Here is a 25,830-nt window from a genome sequence, read left to right as displayed (position 1 = left end):
GTTATCTTCTCCCTTTTCTTTTATTGAGCAATTCGTCAAAGGCATCATTTGCCGCTTTAGTTGTTTCGAATGCCTCTTTGTACTCTTGTTCGTTTATGACACCTCTGTTCAATAAGTCGTCATAGAAGGCTTTATCATCAACATAAGGTGCTGTTGAACATCTGCAATTAGGATGCATGACAGGAGCGTTCTTTCCCTTTTCCATGTCTTTTACCTTGAACTTTTTACCGTCAAGCGGCTTGCACAACTTACACGCGCTTGGCTCTGCTATGAACTCATACATATCAATTTCATTTGTACTATAGCTGTCTTTTTGCGCGTTAATTTGAGCGTTTGCGACTTCTGTCCGCATTAAACGCTCTGCCTGATATTTAGATACATCGAAAGATTTTCTTAAATCTGCTGCTAAAATTCTGCTATGTGATCCAGTCGCTAAATGTTTAAAGAGTAGTTTTTCTATATCAAGCTGTAATAGTTGTGTATTTGACCACACGTTGCGGCTATAAGCATTAACGAATGATGAATCGTCAACTATACGCCTTGCTTGTTTTAGATAACTTACAGAGCTTCCTGTAGCGTTATTCAATATACCAGCATCACGCTTAAACTCGTTTATTACTGCTTCGGTGAACACTTCATCAAAGTATTTGATTAAATCCTCACCTAACGACACTGTAGCAAGCCCTATCTTGGATTTAATGTATTCTAGTCTATTTATACGCATTTTTAAGTTGTAGACCTTAAGCAGCGAATTAGCCTGTTTCGAGAAGTCCTTATCTTTAACCATCTGTTTAGCTATGCTTGAGAACTCTTTTACTTCAAAATCACTCACACGTTGCATCACTTCCGGAAAGTCTGTGCTTGTTCCTAAACTGTACCGTGACATATCTGCAAGAATATCTTGTTCGATGTCTTTCATCGTTTGATCTAACATACGCTTAATCTTCAAAGCTTTTTCTGTATCGAAATCAATACGTTCTTGAATCGCTTTTTCTTCACGTTTCTTCCAGTAAGATGATGATTTCATTAGCTATCTTCCTTTTCGACTATTTCAACAGTTTCTTTCTCAGGCACTTCTTGCTGATAATCTAAAAGATTGATGCTGTCTTTACGCTCGGAATCCATGCGATCTATCTCAGCTCGAACATCAGGCACTACGGATAATACAGATAGCGCCGTTTCTTTTGATGCGATAGTTGCCAATTGAACTGCTGTTTGCGCTTCTTCTAGGATGTTTTTAGGCATGTTACGAGTGAATTTATATTCAATATCACTCCAAGCATCGGAAAGTTTATCGGGAACGTTAGTAAGTAATGAAGCGAACAATTTGTAGCGTTTATTCATACCCGCTTGAAACTTACGTTCAAAAGCAGCAGCCAGGTTGTTCATTGGTTGCAATTTATAAGCTAATGCAACACCACTTGAACTACCAAAGTTTTCATCACTGATATTAGCTGTCATTGCAATTTGGAAAATATGCTCCTTTAATCTATTTAACAAGTTTTCAGTCTGTGCATCAGAATCGGGTTTATCCAAAAATTCAACAACAACGCCTGTTTGAGCATTAGGTAAATTTATGATTCGGTTATCTCTGATAGCTACTAATGTTTCATCATCTAAATCAGCACCGAGTATTTTCAAGTAACTATCACTGAAATAATCAACATCATTCGTTTTTTCTGACAATGCTTTGTCATGTGCATCTATCATTGATTTGACTGTTTCAAAGATGCCGATACGCTCCTTGTTGAAAATGTATTCAATAACCGGCAATCCATCATATATATTCTCTTTTGTTTCTCCAAAAACAAGGTTATCTCCATCAGCTTTAAACTGTGTGAATGCTTCTTCTGTATAAAGAACACCTTCAACAGCATCTGTACGACTGTTAAGGCCGTATCTTACAGCAAATAAAGGCTTACTAGCAATCGATTCATCGTAAACAATAAACATGTCTAATGGAGACACCGAAACAACATTTGTCTGTGTGTTTTCATCTTGATAAAGCAACTCAAAAGCATAACCGAATATACTCACCAACTTAGCTAACTCTGCATCTTCATCTTGCATATCTTGCATGTTATCAAACTTAGTAATAGCTTCTGAGAAAGTTTCGTCCTCATGTTTTTTCTTAACTGGTATACCGTTAAAAAAACCACAAAACGTGTCTGTGATGTACTTTGGAAAGTTAATATCAATTCGGTTGTCCGGCTTGTGTAAAGCCTTGTTATCTCGTTCGAATATAGCTGCATTACCTTTGTACATATCGTTAAGCACTTTTAGTCTTCGTAATGCTGCCGTATGCTTATCGATGTACTCTTGAATAACTTCGCCTGTAATTTCTTCATCTCTCGGAAACTCAAAAGGCTCAAAACCTTTTTTCATATACTCCATTTATAAACCTCCTTTAAATAGTTTGATTTTGTTACCACTCAACATATCTCTTGAGAAAGCGTAACGCGTTGCATCTATCGTGTGATTGTCTTTATCTTCTAAGCGTGGCTTAGGATTGCCATCTTTATCAGTTTGATAGTCGATGTTTTCAAATTCTCTTGCAATGTTAGGTGTTCTAATCGGATCAATATAAATGGCATCTAAATCATCTAGCCACTCCTCACCATATTCAACGCTGTCAGGGCCTTTCTTAACACCGATTACTCTCGGCATACTGTGTTCTTGCCTTAACTCTGCAATCGACTTAGGCTCTGCGCTATCTGCATATATTTCATCAGATTGATAACCTTTCGATTGGGCCCACTTAGCAAACTGACGATTACTAATCTTTTGCCCAAAATACTCGTCAATCGCATAGATGCAATTATGTTTCTTATCGTAATGCCAACGGACAAAAGCGAGCGGGTCAGTTGCATACCCAAAATCGACTGCGTTTCTTACGTTGTCAAAATTAGCAGTCATATCATCGGTAATTGACCCAGCAACAACTTTGAGATTATCGAATGGTACAACACCCGAACCAATAGCTTTACCGTCATACTCCCACTCAGCACGTCTAGGATTGCGTTCTCTTGCTGCTTCAACCTCTTTCAAGAACTCTTTAGCTATAAAAGGGTTGTCCTTGTACGTTGAATGATGAACGAATGTATTTTCGGGTTGAAAACTAGTCTCGTACTTCTTGTTAACCCATGATTGTTTCCTTTTGGGAGGGTTATAACTGTAAAAAAACTTATAAAAAAGACCATTACCTAATTCCCCACGTAAAAGCGAGTTGGTAATAGTCGTGACTTCTTCTTCATTTTTAAACTCTGCTAACTCTTCAATCCAACCGATAGCAAAAGGAAACTTACTATCTTTAAGTGACTTAATACGTTCAGGGTTCTGAGCACCTCGGAATATCATATAATTCCCACGAGGGATATAAGTGATCCTTAAAGGTGATTTATTGAACTTAAACAAGTGTGTAACGCCCTGCTGTTCAATAGCCCACTTCATTTGCTCATACAGCGATTGTTCAAGCGTATTGTCAACGTAACGAATACCTACAGCATTAACTGCGTAACGCATCAATAATTGCGTAATAACATGAGCTATATCTGAAGACTTACCTGAGCCACGACCACCTTTGCACACGATGTTTAATATCTGTTCGCTTAAGGTAGCACTCCAAACAGAATGGAACGGCTTAGGTATTAACTCGGATAACTTTTTAACCATCATCATCACCGCTGATATCATCTATAAACGTTGGAACTTCCGATAACTCCACTTGTTGCTTATCAATAAACGCTGCATTAATTTTATAGAAGTGTTCCAATGCTTGATTACGCTCTTTAAAGCCTGCCGAGAACTCGTTGACTTCTTCCTCTAACACATCGCCTGTTTTCGGGTCTTTAGAACGCGTAACGAAACGTTGCGGCTCACCTCTTGCAATCGAACTCGTTAACTCCAATGCTTCTTCCATTGTCAAAGTACGCTCTTTTTTTAATTCTGCCAACCTTTTTTCTATATATGCTTTGATTGTAGTATTTTGTAGTAATTTACTTGCGTTTGTGTTTGCATACTTTTCACTGTAACCTGCTTTGATAGCTGACTTTGTTGCATTACCAGTAATGATGTACTCATCAGCAAATATCTGTTGTTTAAGACTAAGTTTCCTCACTTTCCATCACCACCTTTCAATGCTGTAGGTTATTCACTCACTTCTGGGCGATAACCACATACAGCGCCAAGTTCTTTTGAATCTAATGTAACTGTAATGTTTTTTACAGCCTCACTTCGCTCTTCTTGTTCACAACGCAAAAACCATTTATTATTTGCAATTGAATTAATAGACACTTTACAACCCGCACAACAAATTAAACTGTCGCCACTTTCCATGAACAAGTTCTCTGCATTGCCTGCTTCTAATTGCTTACCTAACTCAAATAGATCAATCTGCATGTAACTTGTTTTATTCATATCAACCACTCCTTTACTTAATTTAATGTATGAAAAAAGACACCCGATTGGATGTCTAGTTAGCTAAATCATACTTAATGTTTTCTTGTTTCTTATATGCATCAAAGTAAGCTTCTTGTTTATCTCCGTTGTAAGTAACTTCGTAATACATACCGTCGCTCACGTTCGTGCTTAGCAATGCTTTGTTGTTTTGCAATGTCTTACTCAACCAAACGACATATACATCATCTTTTGTAAAAGCAATACCTGTACCCAACTTCTCTTTCGTGTATTTATAGACTAACTCTTTACAGTAATTTACAAACTGTTCGTTATCCATTTGTATCACTCCTTTTATTTTTTCTACTGAGATAACAGGACTCGAACCTGTAACACACGGGTTTGGAAGCCGTTGCTCTACCATTGAGCTATATCTCATTAAAGCATGTAGCAAGACCCGTATAGCCACATACACGTACGTCTACGTTTTATTATTTTGTTCTATTTTCAGAACGTCGGGATATGCGATAGGCAAGGATTTGCACCTTGCATGCATTCAGTGTTAGCCGATGCCACTCTAATGCGTCTACCTGTTCCGCCACTATCGCCGAGAGTTGTTGTTTTAAATCGATACTCACAAAGGATTGCACTAAGCGTGCCAGCTGCAAACAGTGTTTCGGTAGTGGCTTTTCCGAGCCTATTCTACCTACATCTCGCTAGAGTGTCGCTCTCTAGTCAAGCCCTGTGAAGCATATACCGTTTTCCTTTCAGCTACGCTAACACTCGCTTACGAGATTCTTACCTAATACCATTTTATCACGTTAAAAATTCATATAACTCCGTTAAAAGTCCGCAAAAAGTCCGTTTTTCAGCTTTTCTTAACTTCGATACCTAAAGCACAAGCAAATTGTGTGATAGCCATTGCCATATCCTCATGATAGACAGTTGTTTCAATTGCTAGTTCTTCCATAATGCTCGGTCTGTCCATCCCCTGTATAAATCGCATCGCAAATATTCTTTTCCGTCTGCTCTTCCTATCTGAATTAAGTACACAGTCAATACTTTCTTGCCCCATTTGTATCTTATTGAAAAAGTAATCTACCATTTCAAAGTTTTCAATGTTATCTAAAGCAGCAGATTCGGTTGAGCTGTGAAATTCATTGCTGAAACTAGGCGGCATAATAGAATAGCCGGGTGTCACTTTAGGTTCTATACGACCACCTGCTTTTAGCACCTCTTTATTAAATGCTGTGATCAACAATACAATGCTTTCTTCCGTCAATTTAAGATTCAAGTCACTTGGCTGAGTATCTCTATATTCTTGTATCTTATCTATCAACTCAATTTGTTCCAACATCACTCATCCTCCCCACAATCGTTAATTTCTACTTGAGCTATATCTGACGTGTTATACGAGATGCTCCTTGTTTCGTTAACAACTATCATCGTTAAACCCCCTAATGCAAACAAGCATCCCTCTGTATCTTCTATGTCCAGTGTTATTTGTGACATGTCTTTGAAAGTAAATACCGCGACACCTCTCATCCCTTGTCCTTCAACTCAATCAAAGCTAATGTTGCATAACCTATAATGTCTTTTAGCGTATCTTCAATACTCTCCCCTACTTTGTCCTTCTCACCTTTTACAAGTTGCTCTAATCGCATAAATTTATCGTTTAATCGCATCTCTACACTTACAATGCCATATTTTTTATATTGTTTAGAAAATGAATCGCCATAATTCTCGTTTTTATAAACGATTATGTTTTTTATTTCTGCGAATAGATCATTGATGTTTTCTGATAGCGATGGTGAATTGACCGTGTCGGTTTGTTTGATATTTTTTGATGTTTGATTGATTAATTCGTGTTCTTTTTTAGGGTTTGTTAGTGGGATTATTTGTTCTTTTTTTAATGGTGATTTCAAAACTTTTTTGGGCACAGCATTTGTAGGTGTTACTCCAACGTCATTCCTTAACGGCCCTATAGCCTTTAATTCATCTATCATTTTTTTGAAATCCTCGCAAGCTTTTAATTGACCTATCGTATAACTTTTGATTAATTCAAGCGATGATTGTGGAAAAAATACAAATGATCCATCATCGAATTTAACTTTATAATCTCCGTCAAATTTTTCCCCGTCAACATATCCATTAAAATTACCGAAGTTAATTTGTCCATTTAGTTCAAATTCTGTTAATCTCACACGGTCACCTGATTTAAACTTAACAGGTGTTTCCTCAACATCTTTAAGATAACGGTAGCGTTTATAGTCATCGAATTCATTATCTAAACAATAATAGCTACCCGGAAGTGCACCTCCTACGCAAGGTGTTTCAAAATTATCATCATTCGAAAAACACCAAACATCACATTCTGCACCACTCGTATTAGTGACATGAATTAAATCGCCAATTTCAGCACTACCATCTGTTACTTCTTTATACTCCTTACCTTCATAAATCATAAATATGCCTCCTTCTCTAAAATGCTAGAACGTAATAAATCACTTTCCTTTGCCTTTTTCTTATATTTATAAGATTTTGCAATAACTTTCCTTTTTATCACAAAATCATTTACTTCAACTTCATTATTTACGCACCGTCTGAATCGAGATTCAATCATACCTATCTCAAAATCAAGATGTTTAGAAAGTGATTTTATCGTTTTGTAAATTTTTGTTTTCTCACCTTTTTTGCTAACTGTATAGGTGTAGCTCTTTTTCACAATTCTATCTTCTTCTTTTCTCGTTCTTAATTCGCTCAATTCGTTGCCTAGTTTTTCTATTTCCGAGCAAGTATCACACCCGCACGCAAGTTTCACACCTACCTCGACAGTTTCTTCTGTTCCGAAAACTTTACGTCTGTTTTCGCGTCTGTGTTTATCAATCAGATTATTTATTTTTAATATTAAGGCTGTTTTTTTAGCTTTGTCCTCTGATAAAGTCATTACCTCACTCCTTATTTATATTTAATTTCCTTAACCTGTTCAGCTGTCAACCTTATACCATCGATGTGATGTAATGCTGCGAACTCTTCCCACCCCATAGTATGAGCTTTTATGTGCATTTCCCTACTTAGGCATACAAGTCTGTGTTGCGAATGATCTACATGCCGTCTATCACGCCCTGCGCCTATCGTGTCGATGTGATGCACCTCTCCTGGTCTGCCAGTAATTGCACACTTACGAAACTTTAAACATAAATACAGATAACGATTGATGTCGTCTGTCATGTGTATACCTTTGTTTTTAAATGGTATGTCATACAAAAAGCACAACTCTATCAGATAGCTTATAAACTCCCTAGCATTGGACACTGATGTATCGCTTAGGCTAAAAGGTTCTATTCTTTTATCGGCGATGTAATCGTTTTTCAGAGTTTCTTTATTACGACTAACACCATGACCGTTATATCTGCTTATATCTCTCAACAAGGCATATATCTTTTTGCGTTGTTCAACAGATATGTTGCGATTATCCTTGAAATCAATATCAACCTCTAAATAACCTGTGTTTGCGTTTCTGAATTGATTGAACTTATCCTCTGATACCAACTCGTCAATCGTTGCGTAGATTAGCGTTTGCCCCTCATGGTGCTTAAACCTGTGTATTTTTGCTAGTTTGTGCATGTTTATCACTCATTTCTATTAATGCTACATAGATAAGGTCAACGCTCGTTTCATGTTTTTTATATCGTTTATACGAATAAGCATCTCTTTCAGCACTTCCGCGCGTTTTAGTTTCAGTTTTTATCTTGATAACTTTATGACCTCTTTTGCGAGCATCAGCAAGTTGTTTAATAAATTCCATCTTCTTGTTATTCCTCAACATATAACGCATCTAAATCACCTCGATTTCAAACTCGATTCTAGGTTCATCTGAGTAATGCTTACTTACATGCAAATCAACGATGATATTATCGTCTGTGTATACAATCCCACTCAACGCATCTAATACGCCTTTAGCATAATTATCAACATCTGGTCGTGTTACTGGTCGATATTTACCTTTTTCTTTCAATTCTTTTTCAGATTTTGATAACCGTTTCTTATCCTGTCTATAAAAAGCTATGTCGACTTTTATAGCTGTGTCATACGGAACGAAGTCAGTTGGTAACATAGGCATTACCATCTGCTTCAATTGACCTTTGAACATTGCTGATGGTGGTGGATCATACGCTCTCATATGTTTACCAAAGGACGAAAATCTTGGTCGCCCCTGGGCAACTGGTTCTATATCAAAAGTTAGTTTCATGTTTACCCCCTAAAATAAAGTTAATTGTTTTTGTCCTCCAACAGTCTTGCTCCATTCAATCTTTAATTCGCCATGATAGACCGTTCCATAAAGTTCTTGATTTCCTACCCAAAAATTAAACTTATCATTGTCATAGGCATACTCTCTAATACTTGTCGGTACGCCTACTTCTTTAGTTATTTTTTGGATTGCCGCTAATCTATTAGCTTCTCTCATATTAGAAAGGCAGGTCTTTATCATCGATATTGTATGATTGACCGCCACTAGCAAACGGATTGCTAAAGTTGCTTGTTTGCCCCTGTGAGCCACTTTGGCTATTTTGGTTATACTGATTACCATTTTGTTGTTGCGTTTGTTGTGCGTTATCATGTGACTGTTTAAGCGCAAATCCAACGCCGCCATAACCATCAGCCACAATATCAGTTGTATATATTGTTTTACCGTCGCTATCTTCATATTTTCCAGTTTGAATTGAGCCGCAAATTTCTACCACATCGCCTTTTTTGAAATAGTTAGCGAAAAACTCTGCTGTTTTACCAAACGCTTTGATTCTTGGGAAGTCACTTTCATACTCCCCCTCTTTATTTTTATAGCCCCGCTTAACTGCCACCGTAGCAGTTGCAATTGCTGAACCACCTTGTGTATATTTTAAATCAACATCTTTGACTAATCTTCCAGTTAACATTGTTTTATTCATTTATTTGTCCTCCAATAAATCTTTATTTTGATATATATTTCCGATGATTGTTAAGTCCGAGTCGTTAATCAAGGCATCATATAGCAATGCTTCATAATCGCCATCTTTAACAAAGTAGCCACCCTGTATAAATACAACCTTTGCCTTACGAGTTTTATCGCTTGTATTGCCACCTGTTCTCAGCGAATCAAAGTCACAAAATTCAACACTATCACCCTCAAAAATAAATTCTCCAGTTCCATCGCGAACCCCCGAATACTCGCCTAATGTTTCCGGTATAATTTCTTCGCAGAAATCTGGCAACTTTGACATCGGATAAGCACATGTATCATCTAGTGTTAAACACACCATAAAAATATACTTTCCAAAACTATTTGGCGCTGGTACACCATAAACAAATTCTCCTGTTTTTTTACTTATTGCCCTGAAAAACATTTCCCTCATTCCGTCACATCCTTAATCATCTGCATTATTCGTTCGGGTGTTTCTGAGACAAGTACATAATTATCGTTGCTATTAAACTTAATACGTGTGCGCCCCGAATTTTTGCTATGGTAAACAACGGTTATTTTATCAACTGCAATGTAAATAGGTGGCGTACCTACAACTTTTATAAATTTCATTCCGTCACCTCGGTTTCTTCAACTGATACACTGTAAAGCCATTTGAATATGTGGATGATAGTATCTTTAGAAATACCGTTATAAGTAACGAATGAATTAAGGTCTCTACATACGTTTAGCTTCCCTTGTTGATTTAAACTATCGAATATTTCAATGTCCATCGTCCGTCACCTCTACTTTTGCGTATTTGCTAAATATTTCTACATCTTTGTCAGTTACTACAGACTCTTCAGAAGCAGACTGCGTAATTAACTCTCTTTGAGCATAACAACTTACATAACCCTCTTCTTTAGTGATATCCGTATAACAAAATTTACAAAGAATCATTCCGCACTCTCCTTTTCATAACGTTCAACATCGAAGTCATCTGCTAAAGCGTTCATGCTACTTTCTTGATTAACAAATGCTTTTGTTGCCTCGTAAACTTCTTGTTCGTCATAACAAACTGTTTTAAACTTCGCTACGCCTTTCTCTAACCAGTTAATAGTCGCATGAGGGGCAATTGCCCCACCAATGTAGTTAAATGCCATACAAAGCCTCCTGTGCGTGTTTTACCATGTATTTATATTACGTTCGCTCTCCCAATCGAAAACGAGTGTCGTCGTTACTCGGTCATTAAGCACAACCTCAGCCAAACGTTTGCCATAACGTTGCAAAATCTCTTTTGGCTTTAAGTTAGTCGTTATCACTGTGTGCTTTGATTCATCCCTATTTTTAAATATCATCAACAAGTCGCTACTAATTGAGCCGCGTTCGTTGTCTTTCTTTTCTGCACCAAAATCATCAATGATTAATAGGTCCACATTTTTAATACTTTCAAACTTTTCTCTACGTGAGTTATCTGCGTAACCCGATGTAAGCTCGTCTACTAAGTCGGGTAAGTTAATAAACAATGACTTGTATTCGTATTGATCAACAAGCGTTTCATTGTTCATTTTCTTTTTACTGGATAACTCTTGATGTATCGCTGCGGCTAAATGACTTTTACCTGTGCCATAGTTTCCTGTTAAAAAAAGGTTCATCGGTTTTTTTTTGTCGAATATCTCAACATATCGCTTACACGTTAATCTGATTTTTTCTTGTGCTTTGTTCTCTGAGACATAATTATCAAAAGTTGCTTCTTTCAATCGTTCACTGATATAGCTGCCTTTGAAAATAGCTTCTTGTTTCTTTTTGTTCTCAGCTTCAATTGCTCTGATACGGAATTGATTGTTCTCACGTTCAACTTGCGCTCTCACTTCTGCTAGTTCTTCATCAGAAAGGGAGTGTGTCATCGTCTGTAACTGGCGCATTGCTGAATTTGTTGACATCTTCTGAATAGATTGCACTTTCTCCACCTCCTTGATTTAGATAAGATTCAAACTTAGTCCCGAACAAGGTTTCAGGTCTTAAATAGTTGCTTGCTGGCGTTCCGTTAATTTGTTTACCTGGAATCATCCACTCAAAGCATTTGTTATCAATAACTTTTTTAAAGTCATCTACGGTGAAACCATCTTTCAATCTAGCATCTATAAATCTTTTTGTTTTATCGGCACTAGCTCTAAATTTTTTATCTGTTTTATCGTTTAGATAATCAATTATTATTTTATAAGGAGAAACAGTTTCGCTTTGCGGAACAATATCTTTACTAACCTCTACTAACCTAACCTTACCTAACCTATACTGTGCGGACATTTGGTTGTCAATTGGTTGACAACTGGTTGTCATTTGGTTGCCAACTTGGTAAACGCCTAGAGAATCAACGGTTAACAGACTTTTTTCAGAGCGATAAATCGTCTCTTTTATTCTGTCTTTTCGTATTCTGTTGTTTAAGTTCCAATCTTTAACAACGCTAACTCCACTATCAAACATGATGATAAAACCCTTAGCTTTTAACAGTGTTAAATCATCATTATTTGATCCGTAAGCCCTACTTAACATTTTTGCGTTTCCGATGAACCCCTCATCGTCAGCCTCCATTCCCAAATGGAAATATAAAAGTTGACTAGACATCGGCATGTCTACAAAAATGTCGCTTGTTGTAATATCTTTGCTAAACATTCTTCGTTGTGCCAATTTACACGCCTCCTAGCCATTGATCTAAAGTAGCTATACATTCATCTGCGTATGATTTGGATAACGTGTTAACGTCTGCTATTTTCAACGCTTGATATACTGCCCCTAAATCTCCGCCATTTTTTTCTGCAAGTTGATTAGCTTTAGTTTTGATGTTATCAATCTGTACTTTAGTGATTTCTTTAGGTTTACTTTGTTGCTTTTGTTGATTTGAGTTGTTATTTCCGTTGTTTCCACTTGCCGCATTACCATCATCATCAACTTCGCTATCTATACCAAAAGCTGCTGATAAAACGTAACGCTTGGCATAAGTTAATGCACTACCCGCTGCTTGAGCTGTGTTTTTTTCAAGCGGCATCATGAAAGGGTCAAACTCCATAAATTCGCCCGATTCATGATTTATACGCAAAACTGTCCCGATAGTCTTTTCACCGCTAACTGGCATGTTTATATAAGAAACCCCTGTCCCTTTAGATGCGTTGTCTATTGCAGCCATTACCATGTTCAAAGGCACATAACTGTTTTTGAAAAATGGATTATTTGCCGTTTTTTTAGGTTGCACAATTTCCGCTCTTAATTTCGTTAAACCTACCGACAATTTAACTATACTTTCGCTAGTTTTCATTACTCATCACCACTCGCTTCTAGTTGGATTTCTTCTAGCTTTTCAATCACATCTTTATAACCCTGTTCTTCTAAAAATGATTCAAGTTCTGGTAATACTTCGTGAGCGGGTTTTACGCCGATGTAAAAAGATTGAACCACTGTATAATCAGTTTTCCCTAAAACTTCTTCAAGGCTGAAATGAAAGTTATCGGCACCCATTTCTTCCATCAATTCAAATTTATCCTGCAACTCTTTCTTGTTCATCACTCATCAACTCCCTTGTTTAGTGTTACCGTTGCTTTATCGTCCTGTTCGACTACTTTCACTCCTGGTACAACTTCGCCGTTTGGATCAATGATTTTCCCATCGATAATTTGACTTTCTTTTTTGATAGCTGCCCAATCAATAGATACCGTTGTTTTCTCGTTAACTTTGCCAGCTGCTTTTGCGTACTCCATCAAGAGCTTTTCTTCTTTTACAAATTGTGGCTGTTGTTTCTTTAAGCTAAAGTTACCGAATGGTGTTTTCACAGTCTTACGTGCTTTCTTGCCGCTTTCTACACGCTTTTGGTTATCTCGCATAAGATATACCTTTAAATTGACTGTGAGGTTAGATACAGACGTTTCTAACTTGTCGTTTTGTTCTTTCAACCAAGCATCTGCATGTTCTATTCGTTCAACGAACGGTTTTACAGCTTCCTCATACATTTCTTGATTTTTTTGTTTTTGGTACGATGTCCAATCAATGTAACCAATCGCTTCTGATACTTGCATTTCTGTTGTTATTTCATCGAAAACATTTGCTTCTGGTGCTTCAAATTTAGGGAGTTTGTTTTCAGTCATTGTTAGCCACCTCTTTATTGCAGCGGAAAGCACTAACTTCAACCTTCCCTTTTTTAGAAGAGTAAACATCGCTATCTGTAAGTTCTACAACTTTTATTTCACCGAGTATCGAACCATAAGACAAGGCTTCTCCACGACTCTCGAAACCATGCTTAGTAAACCAAACTTTGTCGCAAGTTCTGAATAATTGAACAACCATCAACTCTTCTTCGCTCAGAAAATTCTCTTTTACTTTATTGCGTTGTCTTTTTTTCATTTCCATTTCCTCCGATGTGTGTTATATTTTTGGTATTAATATTTGTTGATGCACCCTCTGCCAAGGGTGTTTTTTTATTGTTCTTTTGAATGAATAAACTCTTCATCTCTAAACTGATTACACTTAATTTCTCCGTACTCCATCGCTAACAACTCCTCTTCTTCGGCTCTTTCAGCCTCACTCAATCTCCTTTCGTACGCTTCGTATTGATCGTAATTGTCTGGAACGTGCATTCTTCCACCTACTTTCCTTTTTTAGCTAGATAAAGATAAACAGCTAGTGTTAATGTTGATGTTGATAACGCTAATGCTATGACTGATAATGCAAAACTTAAAATGGTCATCGTTCTTCCTTTCTTAGCGGTTTGTAGCTAATTAATTCCGACAATTCAATGTCCAGGTAATCACAAAGTAGAACAAGTACATCAAAGCTAATCGCTTTATTTTTTTTGTAGTAAATACGAGTTAATGTACTTCTTGCGATGCCTGTATCTTCACTAACTTTAGTTATTTTCAACAGTCGTTCGCCTAGTATTTTAGAGAAGTTATTTTGCACCTCTCCAATGCTTGTTAATGTGAACCTCATTTCACTCATCTTCCTTTCTTGTAGACAGCTTAGCTCCACAGTTTGAGCAATAATTAGCTACTTCTCTGTGATATTCCTTGCCACATCGGCACTCTACCTTCCTTGTTTTGAATACTTTGATTTTTTTGTTCGATTCTTCAATGTTCATTATTTTCTCCCTCCTATGATGGTTGTTTGCTATAATTTGCTTATCAGCATTTGTAGCTGAAATAATTGATAAGGAGGTGTAATCATGTACAAACCTTTTGTTGTAACTTATGATTTAGGGACACCTGGCGCTAATTACGAAAAAGTTTATGAAACTATTCAAAGTTTCGGCTCATCAATAAGATTTCAAAAATCTGTTTGGTTAGTTAAAACTAATTTAACTAGTGAACAAATGTACCTTAAATTGAAGCCAGTTTTGGATAACGATGATTTTATTTTCATTTGCGCACTTGAAAAAAATTATTATGGTTGGGCTTCCCAAGAAAATTGGGATTTTCTAAGAAACGATATTTTTAATTAATTAGGAATGACCGATTACACCGTTTCTTGTAGGTTCTTCAGCACTTTCTGATTGTGAGTATTTTTTTCTTACGCTATCATTGATGTTAAAACTGATTTCTTTTTGCTCCTTGCTACTACCAATAGCTTGGAGCATTTCTTTTATTTCTTCTGGCGTACCTTCGAAAGTGATTTTCATTTCGATTCCTCCTATTTGATATATTTTAAAATGAGATATGTGTTGGTGATGTTGGCTACTAATATTGCTAAAAGGATGTAAGTCATTTCGCTTCTCCTTTCGCATCAAAACGTATTGAATTGATTTCTCGCATCAAGTTGTTAAAACGGTAATCTTGTGCTTTGTATCGCTTACGTTCTGCTAAGTAATCTTGCAAAAACATGTAGTACAGCGTGCCTCCAAAAACTACTGCTGACCATAGTGATACTAAAATCCAAAATGTGATTGGCATCACTTGTACACCTCTCTCCCGAAAATTTTAGAGTGATTGACTTCGATGAAGTGCAACATTTTCTTTGTGTTGATGTTTATTGCTCCACCGACACCCTCCGGATATATCACAACTCCTTCCGACTCAAGTTTAGGCATGAATTTTGAGTTATGAAGCAAACGTTCTTTGATGTATCGTGATGAACGCCCGGTAGATTCAACTAACTCTTTAACTGTCCAATTTGTCATCTCGTTAAGATTTTGTCTTTTTAACAAATTCTCAATAATTTTTAATCGTTCTTCAATTTGTACTTCCACTTTTAATTCCCTCCTATCTTTTAATCAAGATACAACTCTTCCATACCTAGCAAGTCAGCAAGGTTAACCAAGTTCTCTTTAATAAGTTCTTGTACTTGTTCTGTAGTAGCAACTGCTCCGTCTGTTGTAATTCCTTTTGCATCTACTAAATCAAATGCAGCTCGCAACGCTTGTTTTACATTTTCGAATTCTTGCATATTATGTTCCTCCAGTAATGTTTTTTATCGTGATATAATTTAAGTGAAAGGTGGTGATTGATATGGGTGTTAAAATTACAGGACTTGATAAACTAATGAAACAACTTAATGATCCTAAAGAGCTCGCTAAAAAGGTAATCGACAATAACAACGGTATAGAAATCGATTGTCCTAACTGTCAGAAAAAAATCAAAGTCCCTTTGAACGGCACAACGTGTTCTTGTGGTAAAAAAATCAAACTTAATCTTTAGTTTTTATTTCAATCTCCATAGAAGCCAATTCGTCTGCCAACGTTTTGGCTTCTTTTAATATTTCTGCTAACTTCCCCACTTTAATTTGCATTGCGTCAATACCTTCGACAGATAATTTCACTTTCATTTCTTCATTTCGTGTCATTTCTAAGTCCCTCCTAAAACACTTTGTATTTTATTGCCAACTCTTTAACAACAACTGTATAAATCTCAATTAGCTTTTTATCTTCTGCAATAACATCCGTCTTGCTAAGCTTGTTACGTTGAGAAACACTCACACCATTGTCTGCCATTCGGCGGCGCTTATTAGTTAGTCGTATACTTAATGAAACCCCTGCTCGCTTATCCACTTCTTTGTGAATTTCACTACGAACGTTCTTGTGTTCATCAAAACCGCCTCTTACATTAACTACTTTATTGATAAGTTTGTTACATTCTTCACGCCAGTTTGTATAATTAACACCTACAATGTCGCTGATGTTATCCACTTTACTTTCGAGTTGCTTTGTTGCTTGCTCTTGTTTAACGAGCGATTGAAAGATACCGTTGAACATTTGAAGTTCGGGACTAAGGTTTGATGTGTCTGATTGTTGCTTGATATGATTTTCCATTTGGTTAAAGCGCGATACGTATCTAGCTGTAAATTGAACACCTTTAGCTCCTGTTAATTTGTTTGATACCATTTCACAACCTTGTTTGGTTAGTAAATAATTCGGACGTTCTTGCTTGTTTGAATCTGAATAAGATGATTCGATAAAGAAATCGCCCGAGCCAATTTTGGCTTCGGCTAAATAACCAACGTAAGTGCGAATATCTCTGATTAACTTGCTGTGTTCCTTCCCTACCATTTCAGATACTTCATTACTTGTGATTGTTCGTTCGATTGTTTGCATTTTTTTCTCCTTTATAATGTATTTCCTTTCGTCTATAATTAATGTGAAAGGAGGTGATATTGATATGAACGCTACTGAACTTGAAAAAATCATTTCTGCTAAAACTAATGAAGTTTATGACACAGGCGGTTTAGCTACCTTAACAACTGTTCTTCCTTCTTTATTTGAACAAGCCGATGTTCCGTTGAACGAAAAACAATTAATGTTACTTAATTCTTCATCAGAATTATTAGCGAAAAGCATTACCAAAAATACTCTTGTCGCTACAATCAATCTTTTGGTTGAGATAGGTGTTTTAAAAGGTGAAAATTAAGTTTCCCACAACTTAATTTATTAGCGTCAATCTTTTTATAGCTCTGAACTTTTTTAGTTCGGGGCTTTTTATTTTGAATTTGCATTTGTTTTCCTCCTATACTTTTTGTAATTTTCGTTCTTCATCGGGAACGTTCTTGGTAAAAAAAATACCTAACTCGTTTGTTGAATAACCTAATACGTGTGCAATACGTCCTAACTCATCCGCGCCTATCCCCACCAAACCGTTTTCTCTTTTAGCGTATGGTGTTCTTGTTTTCCAACCTAATTGTTCCGCCATCTCATCTTGAGTGAAACCTTTTGCGATACGTTCTGCTTTAATTCTTTTTAAATCAATTGTCATAAGTTACACCTCCTTCTCTCGTTCTCTTTTGGGAACATTTAAAATATAACACGCACCGTTCCCGTATGTCAACAATAAAAACGGAATAACATTCAAAAAGAATTCAAAAAGATAACTATTGTATCCGTTTGGGAACGGTGCTATAATGTAGATATAATTCAAATGGAGGTTACAACATGCGTTCAAACGATGAAATAATTACTATATTAACTGATTTAAAAAATAAAAAAGAGCTTTCTTTAAGTGAATTAGCACGAAGGGTTGGCATGGCTAAATCTGCATTATCTCGTTATTTCAATAAAACAAGAGAGTTCCCTTTAAACAAAGTTGAAGACTTCGCTCGTGTTTTGGATAGTACATCTGAGTACATTCTTGGGTTTGAAGATGAAGACATTACGTCTATCTACAGCCAACTAAACGAACAACGTCAAACGAAAGTTTACAACTACGCTTCACGTCAATTAGAAGAACAAAATAGCAATGTCACTTCTATAGATAAGAATAAAAAAGTTTACGTGTTAGGTAAGACAGCAGCAAACCCGACAGAAGTAAGTTATGGCGATGCTGTATATGATGAAACGATAGATACTAATGTCCCTCGCAATGCTGATTGCGCACTAGTTATTCAAGGTGATTCAATGGAACCTTTGTTACATGATGGGTCAATTGTTTTTTACAAACAACAATGCGAAGTTGAAAATGGCGAGGTCGCTATCGTAGATATTGATGGTAATGGTGTCACTTGTAAAAAAGTTTATTTCAACTACGATGACAATATTGTTATACTTAAATCGTTAAACAGCAAATACGACGACAGAGAGCTATCGCCTGAACGCGTACGTATTATTGGCAAAGTTGTTTTATAAAAAAAGAATATTGGAGGAATTTTAATGTTAGTTGTAGGTGTTATTTCAGTAATTATCTTTATTGTTAGCTTAGTTCTGTTCTTCGTGAATTATTTCAGAAGAAAGAATGTGAAAGTTTTACTTTTAATTATGTTAGTTAGTTTGGTAATGATATTCGTAGGGATAGGCATAGGAGCAAAGGACGAAGTTAACAACAAAGCTAGTGATAACAAAAAAGAAGTCAGTAAAAAAGAAGTGAAAGACGATAAAATGAGCGAGGATCAATGGAAAGAATATCAAAAAGAATTTAAAGAATTGGTTAAGATGAGTATCGATGCAAATGACTCTATTTCTGTTTTGGTATCGAGCTACTCAGTAAAAAAATATAGTACTAGCATTGCTGTCGATGTTAAAGTAAGTCAAGATATTAAATACGTTTCTAAAGAACAAAAGCAAAAAGCTGCTGACGGTTTAGGTCAAGTTTTTTATGGCGCTGCATCAGGAGCTTTAGCAACAACTATAGGAACGCCTGATGCCATGTCGCTCGATATAAAAATGCACTACTCTGATGACGATGTTTTATTTACGGAAAACAGAATGATCGTAAATCCTAAAGAGTTCAAAGTTAAAAACTAAAAAAATAAGCACTCCCCCAACCGACCAAAGTTAAGGAGTGCTTATTCAAAAGTGAATTGTGTATAAAGTACCATTTGGGGGTTCTTTATGTTTTCTATTTTACCATAGAAAGGAGCCTAAAACTATGGCAAGTATACAAAAATTGAGTAAAGGTAATTATCGCTATCGCATTTCTTATAAAAAGAACGGTAAATATAAAACAATATCGAAGTCAGGTTTTTCTAACCAAAAATTGGCTAACATAGCTGCAGCAGAAGTTGAAAAAAAATTATTTCAAGGTCATGATGTAAATGCCGGTAATAATGATATTGTTGAATCGTTCCAAGAATGGTTCGAAATATACAAAAAAGGGAAACGGACAATCGAAAACGACAAGCACTATTTTTACGCAATTAAGTTCGCGAAACAGTATTTCAGCGACACAGCACTAAAAGATTTAACCAAAGAAATGTATCAGGCAGCTTTGAACGATTTTGGAGATAGTCATCATAAAGAAACGACGCGTAAACGGCATACTTACTTTAGATCATTTATAAGAGAGATGTTTGAAGAAGGTAAAATAGCACGTGATCCAACCGCTCGAATAGAATTAACGGGGAGAGAAAACGAAAACGATACTTTAAAGTGTCTTACAGAAAAAGAAACAACTATATTATTACAAGCAGTCAATCGAAATCTTACACTAAAATACAAGTCCAGGTACTTTATAAAATTCGCAATTGCTACAGGTTGTCGTTTTTCTGAAATATTAGGGTTAACATGGGACTGTGTAGATTTGAAAAACAAAACGGTTAAAATAAACAAAACTTGGAACTATCTTGATAATAGTGGATTTAAGAAAACTAAGAATGCATCATCTAATAGAACAATTACTATAGATGATAATACAGTCGCTTGGCTTGCTGAAATGCGACAAAACCGCATTGTTGAACTTTCAGGCAACAATCTAGTATTTACAGATGACGGAGTTAAACCGATAACTAACAATGCTGTTAATAAATGCTTAAGAAACATATGTATAAAAGAAAATATTACAGTCATTACCTGTCACGGTTTAAGGCACACTCATGCGACTTTACTTCTATACAATGACTGTAATATCAAATACGTTTCAAAAAGATTAGGACACGAAACCATCGTTACTACACTTCAAACATACTCGCACGTTATGGATGAGATGGAACAAAAAGAATACACTAAAGTTAATGAATTTATGAAAAAAATTATATAAACGAATGTCAAAATAATGTCAAAATAAAATTAATATTGATTCACAATAGATTATATTCATGCTTGGAAATAACGGGAAAACGCTGTTATACCGCATTTAAACATTTTCGTGCATTTTAAAAACTTAACTAAGTATGCCCTCGGGGGGAATCGAACCCCCATCTTAAGAACCGGAATCTTATGTTCTATCCATTATACTACAAGGGCGTTGGTTGTTACTTTTGTAAAATATAAACAAGTGTATCCATTTTAGAATACACTTGTTATTTTATAGGTCAATAGCATTAAAGTCAATCACAACTCTATCGTGACAAGCGTTTGTTTAAATTTAGTGTTGTCGTCGCGCAAAATCAACAAAACGAAACTTATCTAAACGGTGACGCGAAATAGTGTATTCAACAAATTCAGTATTCTCTAAATGAACATCGCTTCGTACTACCACAACATGTGTATCTTCATGGAGATCAAGCAAGGTTTCATCTTCCTTAGAAACAGGTTCTACTGTGTATTGCTTATGTGCAAAATCAATTTTCAAGTCTAAATCATTTTCCATATAATCATAAATTGAAATCATAGCACGTTCATCCGGAATCGATTCTACATACTTCTTCGACAAATAATCGTCATCAATAATAACCGCTTCACCATCAATATAACGTACGCGTGTGAGGCGAATAACAGGAAAGTCATGCGGCATTGCCATAGAATCTGCGAGTTCAGCCGGCAAAAACATCTCCTCATTACGGATGATTTTTGTATAATTATCAGACAAGTTAGTATCCATCAATTCTTTAAAACTTGTTAAACCTGAGACAGGAAAATCAAACCGTGTTTTATCTAATACAATTGAGCCTTTTCCCTGTCGTTTTTGAATATAGCCTGTTTCGCTTAGTCGTCTTAAAGCTTTACGAACCGTCTCTCGTGACACGTTATGTTTTTGTGCCAATTCGTTTTCACTAGGCAAAGGCTCTCCGACACGATACACTTTCCCATCAATTGCACGAGCTAGATCCTTATAGATATCCATGAATTTATTCTTATTTCCCATATTCTTGAACCTGTTAGGCTAACGTTTCACCTTTCCAGATAATGCTCTCGTAAGGGCGTAACTGTACTTTGGTTTGATACGTTGTCGCCTCTCCTTCATAGTTTGTCAGCAAAGTCTCCGCTAGACGAATATCTTCTGACCACTCAAACGTTACTGTTTCATCTGTAAAGTTTGCCGCAACGCGCAATACTTCTTTACCATCTACTCGATCATAAGCAAAAACAGCCGCATCATCTTGATCTTGACGTTTAAAAAGACCGTTAACTAACGTCTTTTCAGCTTTTCGCAAAGCAATCAAGTGTTGGTAAAAATAGAATACTGAGTCTTTTCGTTCGAGTGCTTCCGTTACGTTAATAGTAGTATAATTCTCTGCTATTTTCAACCATGGTTTTCCAGTAGTAAACCCAGCGTTGTCTGCTGAACTCCAAGGTATTGGCGTACGGCTGTTATCGCGTGAACGTTGACAAACAATCTCAAAGGCTTCTGCCTCTGTTCGGCCTTCTTTAATCATGATTTCAAACATATTAGTTGATTCAACATCCATAAACTCGTCAATTGAACGCCATTTCGGATTTGTTGCTCCAATTTCTTCACCTTGATAAATATAGGGTGTTCCTTGTAAACCGTGCATAGCTAGCGCTAACATTTTTGCTGATTTTTCACGGTATTCAACAGAATCATTACCATAGCGTGAAACAATTCGGGGTTGATCGTGATTGCACCAGAACAATGCATTCCAACCTCCACCTGCTTGCATACCTGTTTGCCAATCACTTAACAATGTTTTCAACTGGCTAAAATCCATATCTTTTAATTGCCATTTATCACCATCTTTATAATCGACTTTTAAATGATGGAAGTTAAATGTCATATCTAATTCTTTGTTTTCTGGTTGCGTGTATTGTATACATGCTTCCATTGAAGTTGATGACATTTCACCAACAGTTAAAATACCATATGGTGTGAAGACTTCTGTATTAATTTCATTTAGATAAGCATGGACATGCTCACCGTCTGTATAAAAACGACGCCCATCACCAACATAATCGTCTGGGAATGTGTCGTCTTTTGATATCAAGTTAATCACATCTAAACGGAAACCATCTACGCCTAAATCAGCCCAAAATTTCAATACGGCTTTTATTTCTTCACGCACTTTAGGGTTGCGCCAATCCAAGTCAGCTTGAGTCACATCAAATAGGTGCAAATAGAATTCCGATGTTGCATCATTATATGCCCAGCTACTCCCACCAAATTTTGATTGCCAATTATTTGGTAGCGTTTCAGGTTCACCTTCACGCCAAATATAATAATCATGGTAAGGATTATCTTTTGATTTTTTTGCTTCCTGGAACCAATGATGTTCCGTGGATGTATGGTTAAGCACCATATCTAACATCATATCGATACCTTCTGCATGTAACTCTTCTAACAACACTTTAAATTCTTCAATTGTACCGTATACTGGATTGATTGCACAATAATCTGAAACATCATACCCATTATCTTTTTGAGGAGAGGGTTGCATTGGCGTAAGCCATACCATATCGATACCTAATTCTTTTAGATAGGGTATTTTTTCACGTATCCCTTGAATATCTCCGATACCATCTCCATTAGCATCGTTAAAACTTTTTGGATAAATTTGATATATACTGGCTTCGCGCCAATTTTTCTTCGTCATCACAAATTCCACCTTCCTTTTACACTTCTATTTTAACTTGTATATACAAGAGTGTCAATGTCTTACACTCGTTATTATCTTACTAAATGTGATAGAATATCCTATATAAACGTTTCTCAAAACGATTATATAACTAAATCAAAATGTTGTGTATAAATAACACTAAACAACGTTCATTTTTAGTTTATAAAAGCCTATCTAAAAACTACAAAACTAGCAAGTCTATTCATTTGACCTTGGCTGACCTAGAGTGTAGTATAATTGATAGCTTGTTAAAATAAAGGGAGGTCTACAATATGAACTTAATTCCAACAGTAATCGAACAAACATCACGTGGTGAACGCGCGTACGATATCTATTCACGCCTGCTCAAAGACCGCATTATTATGTTAGGTAGCCAAGTTAATGATGATGTTGCTAACTCTATCATTGCACAATTGTTATTCCTTGATGCTCAAGACCCTGACAAAGACATCTACTTATACATCAACTCACCCGGTGGTAGTGTAACCGCTGGTATGGCAATATATGACACGATGCAATTTGTTAAAGCTGATGTGCAAACAATGGCAATGGGTATGGCCGCTTCAATGGGTTCATTCCTTTTAACTGCAGGTGCACCTGGTAAACGATTCGCTCTTCCAAATGCTGAAATCATGATTCACCAACCTTTAGGTGGTGCTCAAGGTCAAGCAACTGAAATTGAAATTGCAGCGCGCCATATCTTGGCGACACGTGCTAAATTAAATAAAATTATTTCAGAACGTACGGGTCAACCGATTGAAAAAATCGAACAAGATACTGATCGTGATAACTTTATGACTGCTGAAGAAGCAAAAGCATATGGTTTAATCGATGATATCGTTGTTAGTAGCCAAGCACTTAAATAAAAAGTAAAATGCCTTGTTCATTCTCTCAGAAATATGAAACACCTAGAACTTTGTTTTAGGTGTTTTTTTCTGTCCGAAAAAATAAATTGACAACCTTGTATATACAAGGTAAGATTGAGTTGTTAATTAACTGAGCAATATATTGCTAAATCTGTATGCGCTTACAAATACGAAAGAATGAGGTGAACATCATGTCATTTTCAAGAGAAGAAGTCCAAAAAATCATCGATGCCGTTGGTGGTAAGGAAAACATTATCACAGCAACGCATTGTGTTACACGCTTACGTTTAGTTTTAAAAGACGAAAAAATCGTCGATGAAGCTGCGTTAGATAATATTGATGTTGTTAAAGGTTCATTTTCTGCTAACGGTCAATTCCAAGTTATTATCGGTACCGGAACGGTCGAAAAAGTATTTGCCGTTTTTGCTGAACTAACAGGTATCGATACGGATACGACAAAAGAAGAAGTAAAACAAGCTTCCGCAGAAAAATCAAACTGGTTCCAAAAAGCATTATTAGGTCTTGCTGAAATTTTCGTTCCTATTTTACCTGCAATTATTACTGCCGGTTTACTACTAGGTGTTAACAACCTCTTAACTGGCCCAGATATTTTCATGAAACAACCTGTCATCGAAGCCTACCCACAATGGGCTGGCGTTGCTGATATGATTAACATTATTGCAGGAACCGCCTTTGCCTTCCTACCCGTTTTAGTTGGGTGGTCCGCAAGTAAGAAATTCGGTGGTAGCCCACTGCTCGGTATCGTTCTTGGACTTGTACTTGTTAACCCGGCATTACTAAATGCATACGGTTTAGCTGATGCTCGTCTTGCTGGCGATGTACCTACATGGAACCTCTTTGGATGGCATATAGAAAAAGTTGGTTACCAAGCACAAGTTCTTCCTATACTTGCTGCTACCTATGTTTTAGTTAAGATTGAATTGTTCTTGAAAAAACGTATCGCAGATTCATTCCAGCTCTTACTAGTTGCTCCAATTTCATTACTTGTTACTGGTATCCTTTCTTTCATCGTTATTGGACCTGTAACAATGTTTATTGCAAACTTAATTACAACAGGTATCGTTAATATCTTCGATTTCGCGCCAGCTCTTGGTGGCCTTATCTATGGTACGTTATATGCACCGCTTGTTATTACAGGTATGCATCACCTTTTCCTAGCTGTCGATTTACAGCTGATTGGTTCAACAGGTAGCACGTTCTTATGGCCAATCGTAGTCATGTCTAACCTTGCTCAAGGTGCTGCTGCATTAGCCATGTTCTTTATCTTCAAAAAGAAAAAAAATCGTTCATTAGCGGGTACATCTGCACTAACCGCTTCATTAGGGGTTACCGAACCCGCGATGTTTGGGGTTAACTTACGTTATCGTTACCCATTCTATGCCGCAATTATCGGTTCTGGTGTTGCTGGTTGTATCATCACTGTCGCAAAAGTAAAAGCGTTCAGTATTGGTGTCGGTGGGCTTCCAGGTATCGTATCAATTATGAAACCAGGTTGGGCAATCTTTGCTCTGGGTATGCTAGTAGCGATTGTTATCCCATTCATCCTTACATTAATATTCTCTAAATTTGCAAAACAAAAAGCTTAATTAATACTCAACGCCGCCTATTACATTTCGGATCATCCGGATTTAATAGGGGGTGTTTTTTAATGCCCAAAATCGCCTACTCATTAGCTTTTTAAGCAACGTCACTTCTGTTAGCAACAGATAATAACCTAACAGCCAAAAAGCCCACTGCAGACTAACAGCGGACTTAATTAGCCTATTAAGATAGTAAGCAAAACGAGCGAAAGATGTTACGCGTACATGTAGTACGTAATTCCGAATGAGCAAGGAATAACGACCTAGATTGGTCTTTATTTCCAATTCAAAACCCACTACAGAATTGTAGTGGGCTTTGGGCGTATTGTCATTTCGG

43 protein-coding genes and 2 tRNA genes are annotated in these 25,830 nt (G+C 36.5%); 8 read left to right on the top strand and 37 right to left on the bottom strand.

Annotated elements, in window-relative coordinates:
- Position 1: 1 nt before the first annotated feature.
- From V6S17_RS01595 to V6S17_RS01465, 27 genes are all read right to left on the bottom strand, one after another.
- Positions 2-1,027 (bottom strand): minor capsid protein, encoded by a 1,026-nt coding sequence (locus V6S17_RS01595; RefSeq protein WP_029090778.1) that lies wholly within the window; start codon positions 1,025-1,027, stop codon positions 2-4.
- Positions 1,027-2,394 (bottom strand): phage portal protein, encoded by a 1,368-nt coding sequence (locus tag V6S17_RS01590; RefSeq protein WP_029090779.1) that lies wholly within the window; start codon positions 2,392-2,394, stop codon positions 1,027-1,029. Before V6S17_RS01590 ends, V6S17_RS01595 begins: the two co-directional genes overlap by 1 nt.
- Entirely contained in the window at positions 2,395-3,675 is a 1,281-nt protein-coding gene (locus V6S17_RS01585) for a PBSX family phage terminase large subunit (protein WP_211250325.1), read from the bottom strand. It abuts the gene before it with no gap.
- Positions 3,665-4,117, bottom strand: coding sequence for a terminase small subunit (locus tag V6S17_RS01580; protein WP_029090781.1), 453 nt, complete (start codon positions 4,115-4,117; stop codon positions 3,665-3,667). The genes V6S17_RS01585 and V6S17_RS01580 overlap by 11 nt, the downstream gene beginning before the upstream one ends.
- 29 nt (positions 4,118-4,146) lie before the next feature.
- On the bottom strand, positions 4,147-4,416 hold the full coding sequence (locus V6S17_RS01575; RefSeq protein ID WP_029090782.1) for a hypothetical protein: 270 nt from the start codon (positions 4,414-4,416) through the stop codon (positions 4,147-4,149).
- Between the two features lie 55 nt (positions 4,417-4,471).
- Positions 4,472-4,735 (bottom strand): DUF6275 family protein, encoded by a 264-nt coding sequence (locus tag V6S17_RS01570; protein WP_029090783.1) that lies wholly within the window; start codon positions 4,733-4,735, stop codon positions 4,472-4,474.
- A 26-nt stretch (positions 4,736-4,761) separates the two neighbouring features.
- Positions 4,762-4,833: transfer RNA gene (locus V6S17_RS01565), tRNA-Trp, on the bottom strand.
- Positions 4,834-5,263: 430 nt separating this feature from the next.
- Positions 5,264-5,752 (bottom strand): ArpU family phage packaging/lysis transcriptional regulator, encoded by a 489-nt coding sequence (locus V6S17_RS01560; protein WP_029090784.1) that lies wholly within the window; start codon positions 5,750-5,752, stop codon positions 5,264-5,266.
- Between the two features lie 184 nt (positions 5,753-5,936).
- Positions 5,937-6,860 carry a nucleotide modification associated domain-containing protein gene (locus V6S17_RS01555; RefSeq protein ID WP_029090786.1) on the bottom strand — a complete coding sequence of 308 codons (924 nt, stop codon included), beginning with the start codon at positions 6,858-6,860 and terminating at the stop codon, positions 5,937-5,939.
- Positions 6,857-7,342 carry a hypothetical protein gene (locus V6S17_RS01550; protein ID WP_029090787.1) on the bottom strand — a complete coding sequence of 162 codons (486 nt, stop codon included), beginning with the start codon at positions 7,340-7,342 and terminating at the stop codon, positions 6,857-6,859. Before V6S17_RS01550 ends, V6S17_RS01555 begins: the two co-directional genes overlap by 4 nt.
- 11 nt (positions 7,343-7,353) lie before the next feature.
- Positions 7,354-8,022: a putative HNHc nuclease gene (locus tag V6S17_RS01545; RefSeq protein WP_029090788.1), complete on the bottom strand. Its 669-nt coding sequence runs from the start codon at positions 8,020-8,022 to the stop codon at positions 7,354-7,356.
- Positions 7,991-8,203 (bottom strand): hypothetical protein, encoded by a 213-nt coding sequence (locus tag V6S17_RS01540; protein WP_211250319.1) that lies wholly within the window; start codon positions 8,201-8,203, stop codon positions 7,991-7,993. Before V6S17_RS01540 ends, V6S17_RS01545 begins: the two co-directional genes overlap by 32 nt.
- Positions 8,204-8,233: 30 nt before the next feature.
- Complete coding sequence (locus tag V6S17_RS01535; protein ID WP_029090790.1) at positions 8,234-8,647, bottom strand: RusA family crossover junction endodeoxyribonuclease; 414 nt, start codon at positions 8,645-8,647, stop codon at positions 8,234-8,236.
- Positions 8,648-8,656: 9 nt separating this feature from the next.
- Positions 8,657-8,863, bottom strand: coding sequence for a hypothetical protein (locus tag V6S17_RS01530; protein ID WP_029090791.1), 207 nt, complete (start codon positions 8,861-8,863; stop codon positions 8,657-8,659).
- A gap of 1 nt (position 8,864) precedes the next feature.
- Positions 8,865-9,344, bottom strand: a complete 480-nt coding sequence (locus V6S17_RS01525) for a single-stranded DNA-binding protein (RefSeq protein ID WP_029090792.1) — start codon at positions 9,342-9,344, stop codon at positions 8,865-8,867.
- Entirely contained in the window at positions 9,345-9,788 is a 444-nt protein-coding gene (locus V6S17_RS01520) for a YopX family protein (protein WP_029090793.1), read from the bottom strand. It lies immediately after the preceding gene.
- Positions 9,785-9,967 (bottom strand): hypothetical protein, encoded by a 183-nt coding sequence (locus V6S17_RS01515; protein WP_029090794.1) that lies wholly within the window; start codon positions 9,965-9,967, stop codon positions 9,785-9,787. Before V6S17_RS01515 ends, V6S17_RS01520 begins: the two co-directional genes overlap by 4 nt.
- Before the next feature lie 150 nt (positions 9,968-10,117).
- A complete protein-coding gene (locus V6S17_RS01510) occupies positions 10,118-10,294 on the bottom strand; it encodes a hypothetical protein (RefSeq protein WP_154657728.1) in 177 nt (58 codons plus the stop codon).
- Positions 10,291-10,497, bottom strand: a complete 207-nt coding sequence (locus tag V6S17_RS01505; RefSeq protein WP_029090795.1) for a hypothetical protein — start codon at positions 10,495-10,497, stop codon at positions 10,291-10,293. The genes V6S17_RS01510 and V6S17_RS01505 overlap by 4 nt, the downstream gene beginning before the upstream one ends.
- A gap of 21 nt (positions 10,498-10,518) precedes the next feature.
- Positions 10,519-11,295 (bottom strand): ATP-binding protein, encoded by a 777-nt coding sequence (locus V6S17_RS01500; RefSeq protein ID WP_029090796.1) that lies wholly within the window; start codon positions 11,293-11,295, stop codon positions 10,519-10,521.
- Entirely contained in the window at positions 11,222-12,022 is an 801-nt protein-coding gene (locus V6S17_RS01495; protein WP_029090797.1) for a conserved phage C-terminal domain-containing protein, read from the bottom strand. Before V6S17_RS01495 ends, V6S17_RS01500 begins: the two co-directional genes overlap by 74 nt.
- A 1-nt stretch (position 12,023) precedes the next feature.
- Positions 12,024-12,647, bottom strand: a complete 624-nt coding sequence (locus V6S17_RS01490; protein WP_029090798.1) for an ERF family protein — start codon at positions 12,645-12,647, stop codon at positions 12,024-12,026.
- On the bottom strand, positions 12,647-12,895 hold the full coding sequence (locus V6S17_RS01485; RefSeq protein ID WP_141690168.1) for a hypothetical protein: 249 nt from the start codon (positions 12,893-12,895) through the stop codon (positions 12,647-12,649). Before V6S17_RS01485 ends, V6S17_RS01490 begins: the two co-directional genes overlap by 1 nt.
- The gene (locus V6S17_RS01480; RefSeq protein WP_029090800.1) at positions 12,892-13,470 is read right to left on the bottom strand and encodes a host-nuclease inhibitor Gam family protein; all 579 of its coding nucleotides are present in this window, start codon (positions 13,468-13,470) and stop codon (positions 12,892-12,894) included. The genes V6S17_RS01485 and V6S17_RS01480 overlap by 4 nt, the downstream gene beginning before the upstream one ends.
- A complete protein-coding gene (locus V6S17_RS01475) occupies positions 13,463-13,726 on the bottom strand; it encodes a hypothetical protein (protein WP_029090801.1) in 264 nt (87 codons plus the stop codon). Before V6S17_RS01475 ends, V6S17_RS01480 begins: the two co-directional genes overlap by 8 nt.
- Before the next feature lie 74 nt (positions 13,727-13,800).
- A complete protein-coding gene (locus V6S17_RS01470; RefSeq protein ID WP_169733723.1) occupies positions 13,801-13,959 on the bottom strand; it encodes a hypothetical protein in 159 nt (52 codons plus the stop codon).
- Positions 13,960-14,065: 106 nt separating this feature from the next.
- Positions 14,066-14,311, bottom strand: a complete 246-nt coding sequence (locus V6S17_RS01465) for a helix-turn-helix domain-containing protein (RefSeq protein WP_080712860.1) — start codon at positions 14,309-14,311, stop codon at positions 14,066-14,068.
- A gap of 232 nt (positions 14,312-14,543) precedes the next feature.
- Here V6S17_RS01465 and V6S17_RS01460 point away from each other — a divergent pair, with 232 nt between their 5' ends.
- A complete protein-coding gene (locus V6S17_RS01460; protein ID WP_029090803.1) occupies positions 14,544-14,819 on the top strand; it encodes a hypothetical protein in 276 nt (91 codons plus the stop codon).
- On the opposite strand, the gene V6S17_RS01455 is transcribed toward V6S17_RS01460, so the two are convergent.
- The 4 genes from V6S17_RS01455 to V6S17_RS01440 all read right to left on the bottom strand — a co-directional run bounded on the left by V6S17_RS01455 (position 14,820) and on the right by V6S17_RS01440 (position 15,760).
- Positions 14,820-14,996 carry a hypothetical protein gene (locus V6S17_RS01455; protein ID WP_169733724.1) on the bottom strand — a complete coding sequence of 59 codons (177 nt, stop codon included), beginning with the start codon at positions 14,994-14,996 and terminating at the stop codon, positions 14,820-14,822. It abuts the gene before it with no gap.
- A gap of 82 nt (positions 14,997-15,078) precedes the next feature.
- A complete protein-coding gene (locus V6S17_RS01450) occupies positions 15,079-15,267 on the bottom strand; it encodes a hypothetical protein (protein ID WP_029090804.1) in 189 nt (62 codons plus the stop codon).
- Positions 15,267-15,563 (bottom strand): DUF771 domain-containing protein, encoded by a 297-nt coding sequence (locus tag V6S17_RS01445; protein WP_029090805.1) that lies wholly within the window; start codon positions 15,561-15,563, stop codon positions 15,267-15,269. The genes V6S17_RS01450 and V6S17_RS01445 overlap by 1 nt, the downstream gene beginning before the upstream one ends.
- A 20-nt stretch (positions 15,564-15,583) precedes the next feature.
- Positions 15,584-15,760 (bottom strand): hypothetical protein, encoded by a 177-nt coding sequence (locus tag V6S17_RS01440; RefSeq protein ID WP_169733725.1) that lies wholly within the window; start codon positions 15,758-15,760, stop codon positions 15,584-15,586.
- Between the two features lie 62 nt (positions 15,761-15,822).
- Between V6S17_RS01440 and V6S17_RS01435 the strand changes: the two genes are divergently transcribed.
- A complete protein-coding gene (locus V6S17_RS01435) occupies positions 15,823-16,011 on the top strand; it encodes a hypothetical protein (RefSeq protein ID WP_029090806.1) in 189 nt (62 codons plus the stop codon).
- On the opposite strand, the gene V6S17_RS01430 is transcribed toward V6S17_RS01435, so the two are convergent.
- Positions 16,001-16,156 carry a hypothetical protein gene (locus V6S17_RS01430; protein WP_016038754.1) on the bottom strand — a complete coding sequence of 52 codons (156 nt, stop codon included), beginning with the start codon at positions 16,154-16,156 and terminating at the stop codon, positions 16,001-16,003. The genes V6S17_RS01435 and V6S17_RS01430 overlap by 11 nt on opposite strands.
- Positions 16,157-16,169: 13 nt before the next feature.
- Positions 16,170-16,904, bottom strand: coding sequence for a Rha family transcriptional regulator (locus V6S17_RS01425; RefSeq protein WP_029090807.1), 735 nt, complete (start codon positions 16,902-16,904; stop codon positions 16,170-16,172).
- 64 nt (positions 16,905-16,968) lie between these two features.
- On the opposite strand from V6S17_RS01425, the gene V6S17_RS01420 reads away from it, so the two are divergent.
- Positions 16,969-17,217 (top strand): hypothetical protein, encoded by a 249-nt coding sequence (locus V6S17_RS01420; protein ID WP_029090808.1) that lies wholly within the window; start codon positions 16,969-16,971, stop codon positions 17,215-17,217.
- Positions 17,218-17,313: 96 nt separating this feature from the next.
- Here the strand turns inward: V6S17_RS01420 and V6S17_RS01415 are convergent, their stop codons facing one another.
- The gene (locus V6S17_RS01415; protein ID WP_029090809.1) at positions 17,314-17,559 is read right to left on the bottom strand and encodes a helix-turn-helix domain-containing protein; all 246 of its coding nucleotides are present in this window, start codon (positions 17,557-17,559) and stop codon (positions 17,314-17,316) included.
- 176 nt (positions 17,560-17,735) lie between these two features.
- Between V6S17_RS01415 and V6S17_RS01410 the strand changes: the two genes are divergently transcribed.
- The 3 genes from V6S17_RS01410 to V6S17_RS01400 all read left to right on the top strand — a co-directional run bounded on the left by V6S17_RS01410 (position 17,736) and on the right by V6S17_RS01400 (position 20,271).
- Positions 17,736-18,425 carry an XRE family transcriptional regulator gene (locus V6S17_RS01410; protein WP_029090810.1) on the top strand — a complete coding sequence of 230 codons (690 nt, stop codon included), beginning with the start codon at positions 17,736-17,738 and terminating at the stop codon, positions 18,423-18,425.
- Positions 18,426-18,449: 24 nt separating this feature from the next.
- Positions 18,450-19,040, top strand: coding sequence for a hypothetical protein (locus tag V6S17_RS01405; protein WP_036026838.1), 591 nt, complete (start codon positions 18,450-18,452; stop codon positions 19,038-19,040).
- A 124-nt stretch (positions 19,041-19,164) separates the two neighbouring features.
- Complete coding sequence (locus tag V6S17_RS01400) at positions 19,165-20,271, top strand: site-specific integrase (RefSeq protein WP_029090812.1); 1,107 nt, start codon at positions 19,165-19,167, stop codon at positions 20,269-20,271.
- Positions 20,272-20,405: 134 nt separating this feature from the next.
- Here V6S17_RS01400 and V6S17_RS01395 read toward each other — a convergent pair.
- The 3 genes from V6S17_RS01395 to treC all read right to left on the bottom strand — a co-directional run bounded on the left by V6S17_RS01395 (position 20,406) and on the right by treC (position 23,002).
- A tRNA-Arg gene (locus V6S17_RS01395) sits at positions 20,406-20,477 on the bottom strand.
- Positions 20,478-20,598: 121 nt separating this feature from the next.
- Positions 20,599-21,318, bottom strand: coding sequence for a trehalose operon repressor (gene treR / locus V6S17_RS01390; RefSeq protein ID WP_029090813.1), 720 nt, complete (start codon positions 21,316-21,318; stop codon positions 20,599-20,601).
- A gap of 13 nt (positions 21,319-21,331) precedes the next feature.
- Positions 21,332-23,002 (bottom strand): alpha,alpha-phosphotrehalase, encoded by a 1,671-nt coding sequence (gene treC / locus V6S17_RS01385; RefSeq protein ID WP_029090814.1) that lies wholly within the window; start codon positions 23,000-23,002, stop codon positions 21,332-21,334.
- A gap of 296 nt (positions 23,003-23,298) precedes the next feature.
- On the opposite strand from treC, the gene clpP reads away from it, so the two are divergent.
- Together clpP and treP are read left to right on the top strand one after the other, a co-directional pair.
- Complete coding sequence (gene clpP, locus V6S17_RS01380; RefSeq protein ID WP_029090815.1) at positions 23,299-23,892, top strand: ATP-dependent Clp endopeptidase proteolytic subunit ClpP; 594 nt, start codon at positions 23,299-23,301, stop codon at positions 23,890-23,892.
- Between the two features lie 191 nt (positions 23,893-24,083).
- Positions 24,084-25,499, top strand: coding sequence for a PTS system trehalose-specific EIIBC component (gene treP / locus V6S17_RS01375; RefSeq protein ID WP_029090816.1), 1,416 nt, complete (start codon positions 24,084-24,086; stop codon positions 25,497-25,499).
- Positions 25,500-25,830: the final 331 nt, after the last annotated feature.

This window comes from Brochothrix thermosphacta DSM 20171 = FSL F6-1036 (genome assembly GCF_036884295.1).
GTDB lineage: Bacteria > Bacillota > Bacilli > Lactobacillales > Listeriaceae > Brochothrix > Brochothrix thermosphacta.
This window is presented reverse-complemented; position numbering and strand designations above follow the sequence as displayed.